The sequence below is a fragment of the Streptococcus mitis genome, from assembly GCF_002096815.1.
GTDB lineage: Bacteria > Bacillota > Bacilli > Lactobacillales > Streptococcaceae > Streptococcus > Streptococcus mitis_AD.
In genome coordinates, this window is record NZ_NCVJ01000018.1 from 78640 (window position 1) to 94168 (window position 15529).

The window sequence follows — 15529 nt, forward strand, 5'->3', positions numbered from 1 at the left end:
TTCTGATAAGAATAAGGAGTAGGATATCATATCCGCTCCTTTTCTTTTTGGGATTGAGATGAGAGTTATCATAGCATTGGTTAAAAATTTTCGGTGGTTTTATTGTCAATTCTCTGTAGATTTTCTCGTTCTAATCCCATATAGACAAGATTACAGAATCATGATCTATAAGTTGTCTGACTTGACTTTCTTGATGGGAATGATATAATAGTTGTAACAAAAAATATTACAACAGAAAAGAGGACTATTTATGACCTATGAATACAAGAGCCACATTTATTTGGCAGAGGCAGTTTTAAATGTAAAGGATTTGGCAAGTCAAACAGCCTTTTATCAGCAAGTTATTGGTTTAGAAATCTTATCTAAAACTGAGACAGAGGTAGTTCTAGGCCTGGGTGGAAAAGCCTTGGTACAGCTGATTCAAGCTCAAGAGAGTGGAGAAGTAAGGGAACATTATGGCCTTTACCATCTGGCTATTCTCTTGCCGACACGAAAGGCTTTGGCTGATGTATTGAAACACCTGACAGATTTACAGATTCCTCTTGTTGGCGGTGCAGATCACGGTTACAGTGAGGCCCTTTACTTGGAAGATTTGGAGGGGAATGGCATCGAGCTCTATCGAGATAAACCAGTTTCTACATGGGATATTCGAGAAGATGGACGCATTATCGGGGTGACAGAGGCCCTTGCAGCGCAGGATATCTATGAGTTGGGGGAAAGAGTAGAGCCCTTTATCCTAGCAGAAGGTACGAGAATGGGCCATATCCATCTTTCCGTCAAGGATAGTCGAAAGTCCAGCCAGTTTTATCAAAAGGTGTTAGGACTAGAGGATAAATTTAGTGTGACTAGCGCTAGTTGGATTGCAGCTGGGGACTATCATCATCATTTGGCAGTCAACGAATGGGGAGGAAAAAATCTGGCTCCGCGTAAGCAAGACTTGCCAGGTTTGGCCCATTATGTTATTGAGGTTGCTAGTAAAGAAGAACTGTTAACGATTGCCCAGCGAGCACAAGAAGTTGATGCACCAATCAAATGGCTGACATCGAGCCAGTTGGGAATCACAGACCCAGACGGAATCGTGACCCGTATTCGTTTAGACAGGATGTGATGACAATCAGAGGATCAATTGTAGAAAGTGCTCCCTATTCTAGTAAGATACGTAGAAATTTTGATATGATAGTAGGGAACAAGGAGAAGAAAACAGTGACCAGTGAATACCAGAAAATGATAGCAGGAGAGGTTTACCGTCCATCGGATCCAGAATTGCGAGCCTTGGCTCAGGCTTCTCGCCAAAAACAGTCTGCCTTTAACAAGGAAGAAGATCCCTTGAAGGGAGTCGAAATCATCAAGGATTGGTTTGGGTCAACCGGGCAAAATCTTTATGTCAATCCACGCCTGGTGGTCGATTATGGGGTCAATATCCATCTAGGGGAAAACTTTTATTCTAATTGGAACTTGACCATGCTGGATGTTTGTCCGATTCGCATCGGGGACAATGCTATGATTGGTCCCAACTGTCAGTTCTTGACTCCCCTCCATCCATTGGACCCGCAGGAACGTAATTCAGGTGTGGAATACGGCAAGCCTATTACTATCGGAGATAATTTCTGGGCTGGAGGAGGTGTCATTGTCCTTCCTGGAGTGATACTGGGCAATAATGTCGTTGCAGGAGCAGGGGCAGTAATTACCAAATCTTTTGGTGATAATGTTGTCCTAGCTGGCAATCCTGCGCGCGTGATTAAGGAGATACCTGTTAAATAGAAGTAGAGGAGGCTGGGAAAAACTTAATTTCAAGAAAAATGAAGTAAATCTTTCAACAATAAAACGCATAATATCAAGGTTGTTCATTACCTGATATTATGCGTTTTTCTGATTTCAAAGACTTTTTACTCAGCCTATTTTTGTAGATTTGATACTTGAAGTCACTCTTCTTGATCATTATGGAATTGCTCCATCCAGTTGAGTAGTTTAGATGGTGGTGTTTTTCTAACATAAAAAATTCATAATGGATAGCGAAATAGATATGACGACACTTTGAGATATTGTTATAAATCTTTTTTATGGTCATAATAGAAAATATATATTAGTCAAGCTAGAAGATTCGTAGTAGAATAATTAGCAAATAAAAGCAAAGGGGTTATTTTATGAAATTAGTTAATTTATGGTCAAAACTTTCACTTGGTTTGCAATTATTGCTAGCTTTGATTTTAGGTGTTATTTTTGCAGTAATCTGGCCACAATTTGCAGGTTTTTATCAATTTCTAGGACAAGCATTTATTAAATTGGTGAACATGGTCATTATTCCACTAATATTCCCAATTATAGTAGTTGCAGTGGCTAGTGTCATTGGAAAAAAATCGTTTGGTAAAATTTTAACGAAGACCTTACTCTACTTTTTCGCTGTTACAACTACAATCACTTTGTTATTTGTATTCTCTAGTTACTATTTGGGATTTGGTCAAGGTGTGAATATTGGTCAAACTGGAGCTAATATCGACGGGATAGCTAATAATGTCCAATTGAGTGAGTTTTTACTTGGTTTTATTCCCTCAAATATTGTGAAGTCAATTTCAGAAGGCTCTCTTCTTCCAATTATTGTTTTTGCTATATTTCTTGGTTATGGAATTGGTAGCTTGAAGAATGATAAAACCCAAAAAATTCTTGAAGGTTTCCAGATCTGGATTGAAGCTATTTATAAAATTATAACTGTTATTGTAAAATTATCTCCTGTCGGAATCTTTGGCTTTATTGCAAAAGATGTCGCTAGTACAGGGATTGATAAGTTAGTTGGACTTGGTCAATTTGTTATCGGAACTTATTTGGCCTATGGAGTTCTCATTTTAGTTATTTTCCCTCTGATTGCCTCTATCTTTAAAGTTCCCTATTTGACTGCTTTTCGTGAAAATTGGAGCCTCTTGACTCTAGCATTTGTTTCAGGTAGTTCGAGTGTTGTGTTACCGTCCCTATTAAAGGATTTAAAAAAACAGGGACATGATGAGAATACGATTGATTTGGTTGTCCCTTTAGGATATACCTTTAATCTAGAAGGAGCAGCTGTCTATTTTTCAGTAGCCACTATTTTTATCGCACATGCTTACGGTATCCAATTTTCATTATCAAGTCTCTTATTTACAGTTTTACTTTTGACCTTAATTGGGAAAACTGCAGCGACTGTTCCATCAGGAGCTATCGTAGTTTTGTTGGCAGCAGCACCCCAGCTTGGATTGCCAGTAGAAGGAGTAGCCTTGATTTTTGCAGTTGATTTCTTTGTGAATGCTGGCCGTACAATGATCAATGTTTTAGGTCAAATCTTAACAGTCAGTGTCATTGAAAAAACAGAAGGTTATAGTTTAGAGGAAGACAAGCAACATCAATTGTCAGTTAACTTTTCTTAAAGGAGATAGGAGTTATGAGTAACGCAAAAGTTTATGTGATTCATGAAAATATTGAATGGACACAGCATTTAGTAAAATGGTTAGAAAAAATACAAGTACCTTATGAATTATGGGATCTATCGAGCGGGATATTAGATCTTCAAAGCCCACCTCCACAAGGAATTTTTTATAATAGGATGTCCGCATCTTCTCATACGAGAGGGCATCGCTATGCACCAGAGTTTACGGAGCAGGTGCTTACGTGGCTAGAGGCTCATGGACGTAAAGTAGTTAATGGAACGGGAGCCATCAATCTAGAAATCAGTAAGGTGAAACAATATTTGAAATTAAATGAATCTGGTATCGAGACTCCAGCAACAGTTGCTGTTTTGGGCCCAGAAAATATCATTGAAGCAGCAAGAAAATTGAATATCTATCCTTTGATTACCAAGCATAATAGAGCAGGAAAGGGATTAGGAGTGCAACTTTTCCAAAATGAAGAAGAACTAGAAGCTTATGTTAATAGTTCTGCTTTTGAACCTTCAGTAGATGGTATTACCTTGTTGCAGGCTTATATTAAACCAAGTGATGGTCGTATCCGCCGTTCAGAGTTTATCAATCAGAAGTTCCTTTATACTGTTTCAATTGATTCTTCAGATGGTTTCCAACTTTGTCCAGCAGATGGTTGTCAAATCGGTAAGAGACCAGAACAACTGGAAACTTCTGAAAAATTCCAAATTACAGAACCTCTACCAGAATCTCAAAAAGAAGCTTATGAAGCCTTCCTTAAAAATGCTCATATTGATGTGGCAGCTATAGAATGGGTTCAATCAGAAAGCGGAGATATTTATGTGTATGATGTAAATACCAATACAAACTATAATCCTACAGCGGAACAGAATGCTGACATCTTTGCTCATCAACATCTAGCTGAATATTTAAAGAGGGAGTTAGAAGCTCTTTATAGTGAATGATCATCTTGGAAGTTAATCTTTTAAAAATTTGATAACAACTTCCAGATAGAGTGCGACATAAATACTTTTCTTTCAAGGTAACAGTTATCATCAACAACTACTAATATATAACGTCCCCTCTGAAGATTAATTACAGAGGGGCTACGTTTGTAATGTTTACTCTAATTCCTTATGATTTATAAAATCACTTAGTGTCGAGAATTCCAAGAATACTGAGATTTTTTCTACTCAGTTCCTCAGCTTCCTCCTTGACACTCGGTCAGCTTTTGATACAATAGTACAAAATCAGAGGAGGTGGGTTATGATTCAGAAACATGCGATTCCTGTTTTAGAGTTTGATGATAATCCTCATGCGGTTATCATGCCTAATCACGAGGGGCTGGATTTGCACTTGCCCAAGAAGTGTGTCTATGCTTTTTTAGGTGAGGAGATTGACTGCTATGCGAGGGGAGTAGGGGCGGACTGTGTCGGTGAATTCGTTTCTGTCACCAAGACCTATCCAGTCTATGTCATGAGCTACAAAGGCGAGGAGGTCTGTTTGGCTCAGGCTCCTGTCGGTTCAGCTCCAGCAGCCCAGTTTATGGATTGGTTGATTGGCTATGGTGTGGAGCAGATTATTTCCACTGGAACCTGTGGTGTGCTGGCTGATACAGAAGAAAATGCCTTTTTAGTCCCTGTGCGCGCTCTGCGAGATGAAGGAGCTAGTTATCACTATGTGGCACCTTCTCGTTATATGGAAATTCAGCCAGAGGCTATTGCTGCTATTGAGCAAGTTTTGGATGCCAGAGGGATTTCTTATGAAGAAGTTATGACCTGGACGACAGATGGTTTTTACCGAGAAACGGATGAAAAGGTGGCTTATCGCAAGGAAGAAGGCTGTGCTGTTGTGGAGATGGAGTGTTCTGCGCTTGCGGCAGTAGCCCAACTGCGTGGGGTTCTCTGGGGAGAATTGTTGTTCACAGCTGATTCCTTAGCAGACTTGGACCAGTACGATAGTCGTGACTGGGGTTCAGAAGCTTTTGAGAAGGCCTTGGAACTCTGCCTTGAGATAGCCTTTCAGATATAGCTACTCTCCTACTTTTTATGGTACAATGGATGTATGTTATTCAAATTATTTGTGAAAAAAATTGAAAGAGCCTTGGGTGGACTTTCACCAGCTCGTCGGATTTTTTTAAGTTTCGCTGGAGTTATTTTTATAGGCTCTCTTCTTTTGAGTTTGCCTTTTGTTCAGGCAAGTGGTTCGCAGGCCACTTATTTTGACCATCTTTTTACGACGGTGTCTATGGTCTGTGTAACCGGCCTTTCTACGCAACCGGTAGCTACTACCTATAATGTCTGGGGGCAGTTGATTTGTATGCTCTTGATACAGATTGGTGGCTTAGGTCTCATGACTTTTATCGGGGTCTTTTATATTCAGGGGAAGCAAAAGCTCAGTCTTCGCAGTCGTGAAACTATTCAGGAAAGCTTTAGTTACGGGGAGACTCGGTCGCTGAAGGCCTTTATGCGGTCTATCTTTTTGACGACTTTTCTGGTAGAGGGTTTGGGAGCTTTTCTTCTTAGTTTCCGTTTTATTCCTGAGTTCGGCTGGGGGCGAGGCATTTTTACCTCTATCTTTTTAGCCATTTCAGCCTTTTGTAATGCTGGTTTTGATAATTTCGGCAGTAGTAGTTTAGTGGCTTTTCAGACGGATCCCTTAATCAATCTAGTCATTGCTGGCTTGATTATCACGGGTGGTCTCGGCTTTATGGTCTGGTTTGACTTGGCAACCCAGTTTGACAAGAAAAAACGCCGTCTGCGTTTCCACACCAAACTAGTCCTCTTCTTGACTGCAGGGATCTTGCTGTTTGGGACAGTATCCACACTCTTTACGGAGTGGCACAATCCAGGAACGATTGGCAATCTCAGTGTTCCAGAGAAAGTGCTTGTTAGCTTTTTCCAAACCGTCAGCATGAGAACGGCTGGTTTTGCTTCTATTGATTACACCCAAGCTCGGCCTGTGACCTTGTTTATCTATATCTTACAGATGTTTCTCGGAGGGGCGCCTGGAGGGACGGCTGGGGGGCTCAAGATTACGACTTTCTTTGTCTTATTGGTCTTTGCGCGTAGTGAATTGCTGGGTTTACCTCATGCCAATGTTGCGCAGAGAACTATTGAGGCTCGAACAGTCCAAAAATCCTTTAGTGTCTTCATTATCTTTTTGATGACCTTCTTGTTGGGCTTGGTGTTGTTGGGAATTACAGCAGAAGGAACACCGCGATTTATCTACCTCATGTTTGAGACCATTTCAGCTCTTGCGACAGTTGGGGTAACGGCAAATCTGACACCAGAATTGGGCAAGCTAGCTCTCAGTATTGTCATGGTGCTCATGTTTATTGGCCGTATCGGTCCCTTGACCTTGCTGGTTAGTCTAGCGGATTACCAGCCAGATAAGAAAGATTTGATTCAGTATATGAAAGCAGATATTAGTATTGGGTAAGAAAGGAAGAACGATGTCAGATCGTACGATTGGAATTTTAGGTTTGGGGATTTTCGGGAGTAGTGTCCTGATGGCCCTTGCCAAGCAAGATATGAATATCATTGCCATTGACGACCACGCCGAGCGCATCAATCAATTTGAGCCAGTTTTGGCGTGTGGAGTTGTTGGCGATATTACAGATGAGGAACTCCTCAGAACTGCAGGAATTGATACCTGTGATACGGTTGTAGTGGCAACAGGGGAAAATCTAGAGTCGAGTGTGCTTGCAGTCATGCATTGTAAGAGTCTAGGGGTACCAAGGGTTATTGCCAAGGTCAAAAGCCAGACAGCTAAGAAGGTGCTAGAAAAAATCGGTGCTGACTCGGTGATTTCACCTGAGTATGAAATGGGGCAGTCTCTAGCGCAGACCATTCTCTTTCATAACAATGTTGATGTCTTTCAGCTGGATAAAAATGTGTCTATCGTAGAGATGAAAATTCCGAGTGTCTGGGCAGGTCAAAGCCTGAGCCAGCTAGATTTACGTGGCAAATATAATCTCAATGTCCTAGGATTTCGTGAACAAGAAAATTCACCACTGGATGTCCAGTTTGGTCCTAATGACCTCTTGAAAGCAGATGCCTATATCTTGGCGGTCATTAACAATCAGTATCTAGATGACTTGGCAGAATTAAATTCGTAAGGAGGGTGATCCCCTCTTTTTTGATGTCCAAAATAGCAAATAGAGATAGCAACTCTTGTATTCTAGTAAAAGTCCTTCAAAAACTGGACTTTATGGTAGAATAGAAAGAAGAAATTAGTCCCCTAAAGGAGTAGATTATGAAGTTATTGTCTATCGCCATCCCCAGCTATAATGCCGCTGCCTATCTTCATTACTGTGTGGAATCGCTAGTGATTGGTGGTGAGCAAGTTGAGATTTTGACTATCAATGACGGATCTCAGGACCAGACTCAGGAAATCGCTGAGCGTTTAGCCAGCAAGTATCCTAACATCGTTAGAGCCATCTATCAGGAAAATAAGGGCCATGGCGGTGCGGTCAATCGTGGCTTGGCGGAGGCTTCTGGACGCTATTTTAAAGTAGTGGATAGTGATGACTGGGTGGATCCTCGTGCCTACTTGAAAATTCTTGAAACCTTGCAGGAACTAGAGAGTGAGGGGCAGGAAGTTGATGCCTTTGTGACTAATTTTGTATATGAAAAGGAAGGTCAGTCTCGTAAGAAGAGTATGAGTTACGAGTCCGTCTTGCCTGTCCAGCAGATTTTTGGCTGGGATCAGGTCGGAAATTTCTCAAAAGGCCAGTATATCATGATGCACTCGCTGATTTATCGGACAGACTTGTTGCGAGCGAGCCAGTTCCAACTACCTGAGCATACCTTTTATGTCGATAATCTCTTCGTCTTTACCCCCCTTCAGCAGGTCAAGACCATGTACTATCTGCCTGTCGATTTCTATCGTTATTTGATTGGGCGTGAGGACCAGTCTGTCAATGAGCAAGTGATGATTAAGCGCATTGACCAGCAACTCAAGGTCAATCGTCTCTTGGTAGATCAGCTTGATTTGTCCCAAGTGAGTCATCCAAAAATGCGAGAATATTTGCTGAATCATATTGAAATCACGACGGTGATTTCCAGTGCCCTACTCAACCGAGCAGGCACAGCAGAGCATCTTGCCAAAAAACGGGAGCTATGGACCTATATTCAGCAGGAAAATCCAGAGGTCTTTCAGGCCATTCGCAAGACCATGCTCAGCCGTTTGACCAAACATTCAGTCTTACCAGCTCGCAAACTTTCTAATGTCGTCTATCAAATCACCAAATCTGTTTATGGATTTAATTAATATAAGTATTTTATAAGAGGGATTTAAGAAAAATTTTAACTTTTTCTTAATCCTTTTTAATTTTAGGAGATTATACTAGAGTCATCAAATAAAGAAAAACTCTAAGGAGAATCCTATGAAATTCAATCCAAATCAAAGATATACACGTTGGTCTATTCGCCGTCTTAGTGTCGGTGTTGCCTCAGTTGTTGTGGCAAGTGGCTTTTTTGTCCTAGTTGGTCAGCCAAGTTCTGTACGTGCCGATGTGGTCAATCCAACCCCTGCTCAAGTTGTGCCAGACGCGACTTCGGTGAGTGAAAAGAGCGACTTACCAGCAGAACTTCTCAAAGAAGCAGTCGATACAGCTCTTCCTTCAGAACAGGTAGACTCAACACCTAAAGCAAGCTTGGATGCTACAAGCTCTCCAGAAAAAGTGAATGTAGCTGATAAAGACCAAGTGGTAGCGCCAAAAGAAGAAGTGCAAGCAAAACCAGAATCTAAGAAAGAAACAGAGGAAGCGGTTAAATCTGCGACAAATCCTGCGCCTACAGTTTCTGGACAAGACCGTGAAGCAAATGAAGCGCAACCAGCAACTACTCCAGCTGAAGTCCAAAAAGGCGTGGCCGACAACACTAAAGACACAGTGGATGTTCCAGCCACTTATTTGGATAAAGCCAACTTCCCAGGCCCATTCACAGCTGGTGTTAACCAAGTTATTCCTTACGAGTTCTTCGCCGGTGACGGTATGTTGACTCGCCTTATCTTGAAAGCATCCGACAAGGCTCCATGGTCAGACAATGGTTCAGCTAAAAATCCAGCTCTTCCACCAGTAGAAAAATTGGGCAAAGGTCTCTACTTCTACGAAGTAGATTTGGCAGGAACTCAAGGTAAATCAGACAAAGATTTGCTTGACCTCTTGAAACAAAACGGCACTCAAAGTTATAAAGCTACTATCAAGGTATACGGTGCCAAAGACGGCAAGGCTGATTTGAGCAATCTCGTAGCGACTAAAGATTTGAATGTCAACTTGAATGGCTTGACCACCCCAGCTGAAGTCCAAAAAGGCGTAGCTGACAATACTAAAGACACAGTGGATGTTCCAGCCTCTTACTTGGACAAAGCCAATTTCCCAGGCCCATTCACAGCTGGTGTTAACCAAGTTATTCCTTACGAGTTCTTCGCCGGTGACGGTATGTTAACTCGTCTTATCTTGAAAGCTTCTGACAAGGCTCCATGGTCAGACAACGGTTCGGCTAAAAATCCAGCCCTTCCACCAGTAGAAAAATTGGGCAAAGGCCTCTACTTCTACGAAGTAGACTTGGCAGGTACCCAAGGCAAATCAGATAAAGAGCTTCTTGATTTATTGAAACAAAATGGTACTCAAAGCTATAAAGCTACCATCAAAGTTTACGGTGCTAAAGATGGCAAGGCTGATTTGACTAACCTCGTAGCGACAAAAGATTTGGATGTCAATTTGAATGGTTTGACTACCCCAGCTGAAGTGCAAAAAGGCGTGGCTGACAATACTAAAGACACAGTAGATGTTCCGGCTTCTTACTTGGATAAGGCTAACTTCCCAGGTCCGTTCACAGCCGGTGTCAATCAAGTTATTCCATATGAATTCTTCGCTGGTGACGGCATGTTGACTCGTCTGATTTTGAAAGCTTCTGACAAGGCCCCATGGTCAGACAACGGCTCAGCCAAAAATCCAGCCCTTCCACCAGTAGAAAAATTGGGCAAAGGCCTCTACTTCTACGAAGTAGATTTGGCAGGAACTCAAGGCAAATCAGATAAAGAGCTTCTTGATTTGTTGAAACAAAACGGCACTCAAAGCTATAAAGCTACCATCAAAGTTTACGGTGCTAAAGATGGCAAGGCAGATTTGAGCAATCTCGTAGCGACTAAGGATTTGACAGTGAACTTGAATGGGTATAAGTCCCTCAATGATATGAAATCTAAAATGCCAGCTGTTAGCCAAGATAAGATGATGCCTAACAAAGAGCAGGACAAAACCATGAATGCTAGCCAGCCTATGGTAACCTCAAGTAAAATGCCTGATGAAGGCAAGATGGCATCTACTAACAAGGTGTCAAGTCCAATGATGGCTGCTCAAATGAAAGACCAAAAAGACATGCTTCCATATACTGGTGAAGCCCAAACATCAATGGCTACTCTTGGATTCTTTGGATTAGCCTTGGCCGGCCTGCTAGGTGGACTCGGCTTGAAAGCTAAAAAAGAGGAAAATGACTAGTCTAGCTACAGACTTTCTATCTAGGATATGAAAAATCCAGATATCGTTTAGAATGTTCGTAAAGAGATTAAAATAGTGTTATACTATTGTGGTATAGCACTGTTTTTTTCAAAGGAGAGACAGATGGGAAAGACAATTTTACTCGTTGACGACGAGGTAGAAATCACAGATATTCATCAACGCTATCTGGTTCAGGCAGGGTATCAGGTTTTGGTGGCCCATGATGGGGTAGAGGCCTTAGAAATCTTCAAGCGAAAACCAATTGATTTGATTATTACAGATATCATGATGCCTCGGATGGATGGTTATGATTTGATTAGCGAGGTCCAGTATCAATCTCCAGATCAGCCTTTTCTCTTTATCACGGCTAAGACCAGTGAGCAGGACAAGATTTATGGTCTGAGCTTAGGAGCAGATGACTTTATTGCCAAGCCCTTTAGCCCTCGTGAACTGGTTTTGCGTGTCCACAATATCTTGCGTCGCCTTCATCGTGGAGGTGAGTCAGAAGTCGTCAGTCTCGGGGATTTACGGATGAATCACGGTAGTCATGAGGTCCAAGTCGGAGATGTGGCGCTTGATTTGACAGTAAAATCCTTCGAACTTCTATGGCTTTTAGCTAGCAATCCAGAGCGCGTTTTCTCTAAAACAGACCTCTATGAAAAGGTCTGGCAAGAAGACTATGTGGATGATACCAATACCTTGAATGTTCATATTCATGCTCTTCGACAGGAGTTGGCTAAACATGCCAGTGCAGAAACACCCACCATCAAAACCGTCTGGGGCTTGGGCTACAAAATTGAGAAAGCACGAGGTAGTCAATGAAATTAAAAAGTTATATTTTAGTGGGGTATATCATTTCAACACTCCTAACGATTATCGTGGTTTTTTGGGCTGTTCAAAAAATGCTGATTGAGAAAAGCGAGATTTACTTTCTGCTTGGAATGACCATCGTTGCCAGCCTTGTCGGTGCTGGGATTAGTCTCTTTCTCCTGTCGCCGGTCTTTACTTCATTGGGCAAGCTCAAGGAACATGCCAAGCGGGTAGCGGACAAGGATTTTCCTTCAAATCTGGAGGTTCAAGGACCTGTAGAATTTCAGCAATTAGGGCAAGCTTTTAATGAAATGTCCCATGATTTGCAGGCCACCTTTGATTCCTTGGAAGAAAGCGAGCGAGAAAAGGGCTTGATGATTGCCCAGTTGTCGCATGATATCAAGACCCCCATCACTTCAATCCAAGCGACGGTAGAAGGGATTTTGGATGGGGTTATCAAGGAAGGAGAACAGGACCATTATCTAGCAACCATTGGGCGCCAGACGGAAAGACTCAATAAATTGGTTGAGGAGTTGAATTTCTTGACTCTAAATACGGTTAAAAATCAGGTGGAAACGACCAGCAAAGACAGCATTTTTCTGGACCAGCTCTTGATTGAGTGTATGAGTGAATTTCAGTTCTTGATTGAGCAGGAGGAGCGAGATGTCCATTTGCAGGTAATCCCAGAGTCTGCCCGGATTGAAGGAGATTATGCCAAACTTTCTCGTATCTTGGTGAATCTGGTCAATAACGCTTTTAAATACTCAGCACCAGGAACCAAACTGGAAGTGGTGGCTAAGGTGGAGAATAATCAGCTTTCAATCAGTGTGACCGATGAGGGACAGGGCATTGCTCCAGAGGATTTGGAGAATATTTTCAAACGCCTTTATCGTGTCGAAACTTCGCGTAATATGAAAACAGGTGGTCATGGCTTAGGACTTGCGATTGCGCGTGAATTGGCCCATCAATTGGGTGGAGAAATCACAGTTACCAGCCAGTACGGCATCGGAAGCACCTTTACCCTCCTTCTCAATCTCTTTGGCGATGAAAATAAAGCTTAAAACCCCTTTACAAATCTAGCCATTCATGGTAAAATGGATTTTGTGTGAAATATCAGCAGGAAAGCATGAAGCTCGTCAACAGGTGTCTTATGATAAGTAACCTTGGCTGTTTAGGCGAAGGGCATCTGCACGAATCAGGGCTTTCTAAGTGACTATTTCCACCGAAATATTATTTATATCAGGAGGACATTCACATGTCACGTTATACAGGACCATCTTGGAAACAAGCTCGTCGCCTTGGCCTTTCACTTACAGGTACAGGTAAAGAATTGGCACGTCGTAACTACGTACCAGGACAACACGGACCAAACAACCGTTCTAAATTGTCAGAATACGGTTTGCAATTGGCTGAAAAACAAAAACTTCGTTTCACTTACGGTGTAGGTGAAAAACAATTCCGTAACTTGTTCGTACAAGCTACAAAAATCAAAGGCGGAATCCTAGGTTTCAACTTCATGCTTCTTTTGGAACGTCGTTTGGATAACGTTGTTTACCGTCTTGGTCTTGCGACTACTCGTCGTCAAGCTCGTCAATTCGTAAACCACGGTCACATCCTTGTTGACGGAAAACGCGTTGATATCCCATCATACCGCGTAACTCCAGGTCAAGTGATCTCAGTTCGTGAAAAATCATTGAAAGTTCCAGCTATCCTTGAAGCAGTAGAAGCTACTCTTGGACGTCCAGCATTCGTATCATTCGACGCTGAAAAATTGGAAGGTTCATTGACTCGCTTGCCAGAACGCGACGAAATCAACCCAGAAATCAACGAAGCACTTGTCGTTGAATTCTACAACAAAATGTTGTAATATTTTATTGAATAAGATAGGCTGTAAAGCCTTGATATTAAGCACTTTGGGGCGTTTTCCCTTAGTGCTTTTTTTGTTTTTACTACCCTTTTAGTTACCCTTAACCAATTTTAGGTATAGTAAGAGGGTAGCCCCAAAATGGGACACCCTTATTATTTATAGATTGCTGATAGCCGATTCAAAGATTGAGACGGCTTTTTTTGCTCCCTCTTTGGTAGCATGGACATAAGTGTTTAAAGTCATAGAGATATTAGAGTGACCTAATCTGTATTGCAAGTCTTTGGACTCTATACCAGCGTATAGCATGATTGTAGCGTGAGTGTGACGGAAACCGTGGAAACTAATATCAGGAACGCCAGCATTTTTAAAGTGGCCTTGTAGTCTCTTTCTTAGTAGGCAAGCATAGGCGTATTTTGTAGTGAATGGAGTGAAAACAATCCCCTCAGACCGTCCTAATTGCCATGACTGGACTTGTTGACGTTTTTTATATTGCTTGAGTAGTGAAACTGTATCCTTGTCTATATCAATCTCTCTTAGACCTGCTTTAGACTTAGGTGTATTTGTTTCTTGGTATCTATTCAGAGTCTTAGAAATGCTGATAATGCCTTTTTTTAGATCAATATCAGACCACTCAAGAGCCAAAGCCTCACCGATACGGCAACCACTAGCCAGCAATGTTTTATAAAGCACGTAGTCAAAGAGATTTTCATAGCTAGACAAGTCTAGGTTATCTAAGTATTCTAAAAACTGTTTTAGTTCCTGATTGCTGAAAAACTTTACCTTATGCTTCTTATTTTGTTGCTTACGTGGGATAATGACATCCCTAGCTGGGTTATGCTGGATCGCTTGCATTGTAACTCCATACTGGAGAATACGGCGGTTTATATTGTTCAGGAAGCTATAGTTTGCATATGCCCCTTTTTCGCCTTTATTGGCCTTGTCAGCCCACTTGTTGACCTGTTGCTGAATAATTGGAGTAGTAAGTTTATCTAACTTGTAATCGCCGAATACGGGCAAAATATGAAGCCTCACAATCCCCTCCATGGATTGCTGAGAGTTTGGCTTGATTGTATTCTTGTAACTCTCCCACCATAGAGCGACTAGTTCCTTATAAGTAGTAATGGTTGGTTTTTCCTTAACACTATATCCATTGTTTGCAAAAGCATTAATGGCCTCTCTAGCTTTGATTTTAACGCCTGTTTTTGTTTTGGCCGTAACTGTAGTTCTAGCCTTTTTCCCTGTAAGTTTATCAACTCCAAGATACACGCTTGAGCGATATACGATAGTTCCGTTTTTCTTTTTGTATTCTGTAATCTTCATGGTTTTACTCCTCTTTCCATCAGCAGGCAAGCGGATAGGTTAAGTTTTGAGTTTATACCATGCGATGGGCTACGAGAATGCCCCTATTTTCGCTTTTAAGCAGTCAGACGGCAAATAATACCAGAGTGATAAACAAGGCGGATATGGGGCTTATATAGGCTTGTTTGTGGTGAGTGTTTTTGATATAATGTTTTTGTCATCGGTTACCGATTACGTTCCTTACGATTCGTGAGAGGAGGTGAAACTAATGAACCTTATCCCAGAGCTCGTTCTTACTATTATGGCAGACGTCATAGCAGGAATTATCCTATATTTCGTTTGCAAATGGCTAGATGGTAAGAAGTAGACCGAGTGACTAGCCTATAAACACCCGTTAAATCTCTAAGATACGTCAAAAAAGCCCTTAACTACTGCAATAGTTAGGGGCTTTGGTGTTCTAATGAACCTTATCCATTAAAATCATTCTAACATATAAGCCCCGATATTTCAAGAGTTTAATTTAGGCATTATCAGACAAGTCAGCAGTAGCAGGCTTGTCTTTTTCTATTTGTCAATTTTGACCATTTTTGCACTTTAGTCTGTAAAATTGGCTTTCTATTCTTCAATTTCCCCTGTTTTTGCACAATAGAGAGTGGGAGAAGAGGT

Annotated in this window: 13 protein-coding genes; 12 read left to right on the forward strand and 1 reads right to left on the reverse strand. The window is 41.6% G+C overall.

Annotated elements, in window-relative coordinates:
* Nucleotides 1-250 precede the first annotated feature (250 nt).
* The 12 genes from B7696_RS03350 to rpsD all read left to right on the forward strand — a co-directional run bounded on the left by B7696_RS03350 (nucleotide 251) and on the right by rpsD (nucleotide 13564).
* Nucleotides 251-1108 carry a VOC family protein gene (locus tag B7696_RS03350; protein ID WP_084862138.1) on the forward strand — a complete coding sequence of 286 codons (858 nt, stop codon included), beginning with the start codon at nucleotides 251-253 and terminating at the stop codon, nucleotides 1106-1108.
* A 95-nt stretch (nucleotides 1109-1203) separates the two neighbouring features.
* Complete coding sequence (locus B7696_RS03355; protein ID WP_049487759.1) at nucleotides 1204-1761, forward strand: sugar O-acetyltransferase; 558 nt, start codon at nucleotides 1204-1206, stop codon at nucleotides 1759-1761.
* Between the two features lie 383 nt (nucleotides 1762-2144).
* Nucleotides 2145-3395: a dicarboxylate/amino acid:cation symporter gene (locus tag B7696_RS03360; protein WP_084862141.1), complete on the forward strand. Its 1251-nt coding sequence runs from the start codon at nucleotides 2145-2147 to the stop codon at nucleotides 3393-3395.
* 14 nt (nucleotides 3396-3409) lie between these two features.
* Entirely contained in the window at nucleotides 3410-4348 is a 939-nt protein-coding gene (locus B7696_RS03365) for an ATP-grasp domain-containing protein (protein ID WP_070842785.1), read from the forward strand.
* A gap of 301 nt (nucleotides 4349-4649) precedes the next feature.
* Nucleotides 4650-5414 carry a nucleoside phosphorylase gene (locus B7696_RS03370; RefSeq protein ID WP_084862142.1) on the forward strand — a complete coding sequence of 255 codons (765 nt, stop codon included), beginning with the start codon at nucleotides 4650-4652 and terminating at the stop codon, nucleotides 5412-5414.
* 33 nt (nucleotides 5415-5447) lie between these two features.
* Nucleotides 5448-6824 carry a TrkH family potassium uptake protein gene (locus tag B7696_RS03375; protein WP_084862143.1) on the forward strand — a complete coding sequence of 459 codons (1377 nt, stop codon included), beginning with the start codon at nucleotides 5448-5450 and terminating at the stop codon, nucleotides 6822-6824.
* 13 nt (nucleotides 6825-6837) lie between these two features.
* A complete protein-coding gene (locus B7696_RS03380; protein WP_084862144.1) occupies nucleotides 6838-7503 on the forward strand; it encodes a potassium channel family protein in 666 nt (221 codons plus the stop codon).
* 137 nt (nucleotides 7504-7640) lie between these two features.
* On the forward strand, nucleotides 7641-8657 hold the full coding sequence (locus B7696_RS03385; protein WP_084862145.1) for a glycosyltransferase family 2 protein: 1017 nt from the start codon (nucleotides 7641-7643) through the stop codon (nucleotides 8655-8657).
* A 115-nt stretch (nucleotides 8658-8772) separates the two neighbouring features.
* Nucleotides 8773-10887, forward strand: a complete 2115-nt coding sequence (locus B7696_RS03390) for an SSURE domain-containing protein (protein ID WP_084862146.1) — start codon at nucleotides 8773-8775, stop codon at nucleotides 10885-10887.
* Between the two features lie 123 nt (nucleotides 10888-11010).
* Nucleotides 11011-11709, forward strand: coding sequence for a response regulator transcription factor (locus B7696_RS03395; RefSeq protein ID WP_084862147.1), 699 nt, complete (start codon nucleotides 11011-11013; stop codon nucleotides 11707-11709).
* The gene (locus B7696_RS03400) at nucleotides 11706-12758 is read left to right on the forward strand and encodes a HAMP domain-containing sensor histidine kinase (RefSeq protein WP_084862149.1); all 1053 of its coding nucleotides are present in this window, start codon (nucleotides 11706-11708) and stop codon (nucleotides 12756-12758) included. The genes B7696_RS03395 and B7696_RS03400 overlap by 4 nt, the downstream gene beginning before the upstream one ends.
* A gap of 194 nt (nucleotides 12759-12952) precedes the next feature.
* Entirely contained in the window at nucleotides 12953-13564 is a 612-nt protein-coding gene (rpsD, locus tag B7696_RS03405) for a 30S ribosomal protein S4 (RefSeq protein WP_000092756.1), read from the forward strand.
* Between the two features lie 156 nt (nucleotides 13565-13720).
* On the opposite strand, the gene B7696_RS03410 is transcribed toward rpsD, so the two are convergent.
* Entirely contained in the window at nucleotides 13721-14884 is a 1164-nt protein-coding gene (locus tag B7696_RS03410; RefSeq protein WP_084862151.1) for a tyrosine-type recombinase/integrase, read from the reverse strand.
* Between the last annotated feature and the right edge of the window lie 645 nt (nucleotides 14885-15529).

Bases quoted from the DNA above. Each gene is read 5' to 3' on its own strand.
- B7696_RS03350 (WP_084862138.1), top strand. From the start codon at position 251: ATGACCTATGAATACAAGAGCCACATTTATTTGGCAGAGGCAGTTTTA.
- B7696_RS03385 (WP_084862145.1), top strand. From the start codon at position 7,641: ATGAAGTTATTGTCTATCGCCATCCCCAGCTATAATGCCGCTGCCTAT.
- B7696_RS03390 (WP_084862146.1), top strand. From the start codon at position 8,773: ATGAAATTCAATCCAAATCAAAGATATACACGTTGGTCTATTCGCCGT.
- B7696_RS03380 (WP_084862144.1), top strand. From the start codon at position 6,838: ATGTCAGATCGTACGATTGGAATTTTAGGTTTGGGGATTTTCGGGAGT.
- rpsD (WP_000092756.1), top strand. From the start codon at position 12,953: ATGTCACGTTATACAGGACCATCTTGGAAACAAGCTCGTCGCCTTGGC.
- B7696_RS03410 (WP_084862151.1), bottom strand. From the start codon at position 14,884: ATGAAGATTACAGAATACAAAAAGAAAAACGGAACTATCGTATATCGC.
- B7696_RS03370 (WP_084862142.1), top strand. From the start codon at position 4,650: ATGATTCAGAAACATGCGATTCCTGTTTTAGAGTTTGATGATAATCCT.
- B7696_RS03395 (WP_084862147.1), top strand. From the start codon at position 11,011: ATGGGAAAGACAATTTTACTCGTTGACGACGAGGTAGAAATCACAGAT.
- B7696_RS03375 (WP_084862143.1), top strand. From the start codon at position 5,448: ATGTTATTCAAATTATTTGTGAAAAAAATTGAAAGAGCCTTGGGTGGA.
- B7696_RS03400 (WP_084862149.1), top strand. From the start codon at position 11,706: ATGAAATTAAAAAGTTATATTTTAGTGGGGTATATCATTTCAACACTC.
- B7696_RS03360 (WP_084862141.1), top strand. From the start codon at position 2,145: ATGAAATTAGTTAATTTATGGTCAAAACTTTCACTTGGTTTGCAATTA.
- B7696_RS03365 (WP_070842785.1), top strand. From the start codon at position 3,410: ATGAGTAACGCAAAAGTTTATGTGATTCATGAAAATATTGAATGGACA.